Raw genomic sequence first — 1,481 nt, 5'->3', positions numbered from 1 at the left:
TGAACTGCACCCCGATTGTTGGACTGCGATAATGCAGATTCGATGATTGGAGGTGCGGTTTCTCATGTGTGGGGATCGCAGGCGTCATTACGACGACGGTTTCATGAGGAAGGTCGCGGACCTGATCCGTCAGGGCGCGGGGAAGAAGTCCCTCGCCAGACGGCTTGGCGTGTCCGTCTACACCACGAGACAATGGGTGTTGTCATACCGGATCGGCGGGGAGGCGGCGCTCATGGAGGAACGCGGGAAAAGACGGTCGTACGGCTACGAGACGAAGCTCGCGGCGGTGCTCGACCATGTGGAGCACGGGCTGACGAAGGCGGAGGCCATGGCCCGGCACGGGGTCGCGAGCGTCACGGCGCTGGAACGCTGGTGCCGGGATTACCGGGAGAACGGGCCGGACGCGCTGCGCCCGAGGCCGAAGGGACGGCCCAGGGGCGCGAAGGCCGGGCCGAAGCCGTCTCCCACGCGAGAGCAGGCCCTCGAGGAGGAGAACGCGTACCTCAGGGCGAAGGTCGCGTACCTGGAAAAAGCGCGGGCCCTGCCGGCGGGACGATCGGGAACCGGGACAAGACGGTGATCGTGTCGGCGCTGGCGGGGCTTGGCCATCCGCTCCGGCTCCTGCTGAAGGCGGCGGGGCTGGCGAGGAGCACCTACTACTACCTCCTGTCGCACCCGCCCGTCGTCACCCGGCCCGACATCGAGCCGGTGGTGGCGCAGGTGTACGCGCGCACGCCGAACGGGTGCGGGCACCGGCAGGTGCACATGTGCCTCGTGCACGAGTTCGGCGTGCGGGTGAGCCGCAAGAGCGTGCTGAAGGTCATGCGCCGCATGGGGCTGCGGTGCGCGATACGGCGCGCGAACCCGTACCGCCGGTACAGCTCGTACCGGGGCGACGCGGGGGCCGGGGTGCCGGACCTGCTGCAGCGGGACTTCACGGCCGACGGCCCGTGGCAGAAGCTCGGCACGGACGTCACCGAGTTCAAGGTGGCGGGCGCCAAGGCGTACCTCGCGCCCGTGTACGACATGTGCCTGAAGGAGATCGTCGCCTGGGACGTCAGCCCCAGCCCCGACATGGCGCAGCAGCAGAGGATGCTCGACATGCTCGAGGAGCGGATGCCCGAGGGCGTCGAGCCCGTGCTCCATTCCGACATGGGATGGCCGTACCAGCACCGGCTGTGGCGCGACCGGCTCGAGGCGATGGGCATCGTCCAGTCCATGAGCCGCAAGGGCAACTGCCTCGACAACGCCGCGACCGAGCAGGTGTTCGGGCACCTCAAGGACGAGTTCTACAAGGGCCGCGAGTTCGCCTCCTACGAGGAGTTCAAGGCCGGGCTGGAAGCGTACATCGTGCACTGGAACACCAAACGACGCCAGGAACGGCTGGGGGGACTGACCCCGGAGGAATTCCGGGACACGTTCCCCACAGCCCGGTCTGGTACCCTTTAATAAACCACGTCCAACTTTTGGGGCGCAGTTCA

The 1,481-nt window shown here is 67.4% G+C and carries 2 protein-coding genes; both read left to right on the top strand.

All coding sequences use genetic code 11. The annotated features are described in order from the left end of the window. Positions 1-64: 64 nt before the first annotated feature. Positions 65-580 carry a helix-turn-helix domain-containing protein gene (locus F7D09_RS10995; protein WP_152235524.1) on the top strand — a complete coding sequence of 172 codons (516 nt, stop codon included), beginning with the start codon at positions 65-67 and terminating at the stop codon, positions 578-580. Continuing rightward, entirely contained in the window at positions 580-1,449 is an 870-nt protein-coding gene (locus F7D09_RS10990; RefSeq protein WP_152235525.1) for an IS3 family transposase, read from the top strand. The genes F7D09_RS10995 and F7D09_RS10990 overlap by 1 nt, the downstream gene beginning before the upstream one ends. Positions 1,450-1,481 lie beyond the last annotated feature (32 nt).

The organism is Bifidobacterium leontopitheci (assembly GCF_009193355.1).
GTDB lineage: Bacteria > Actinomycetota > Actinomycetes > Actinomycetales > Bifidobacteriaceae > Bifidobacterium > Bifidobacterium leontopitheci.
Note: the sequence above shows the minus strand (reverse complement) of the source record. Positions and strands in the feature narration are given on the sequence as shown.

Coding starts and splice junctions, on each gene's coding strand:
- F7D09_RS10995 (WP_152235524.1), top strand. CDS start 65: ATGTGTGGGGATCGCAGGCGTCATTACGACGACGGTTTCATGAGGAAG.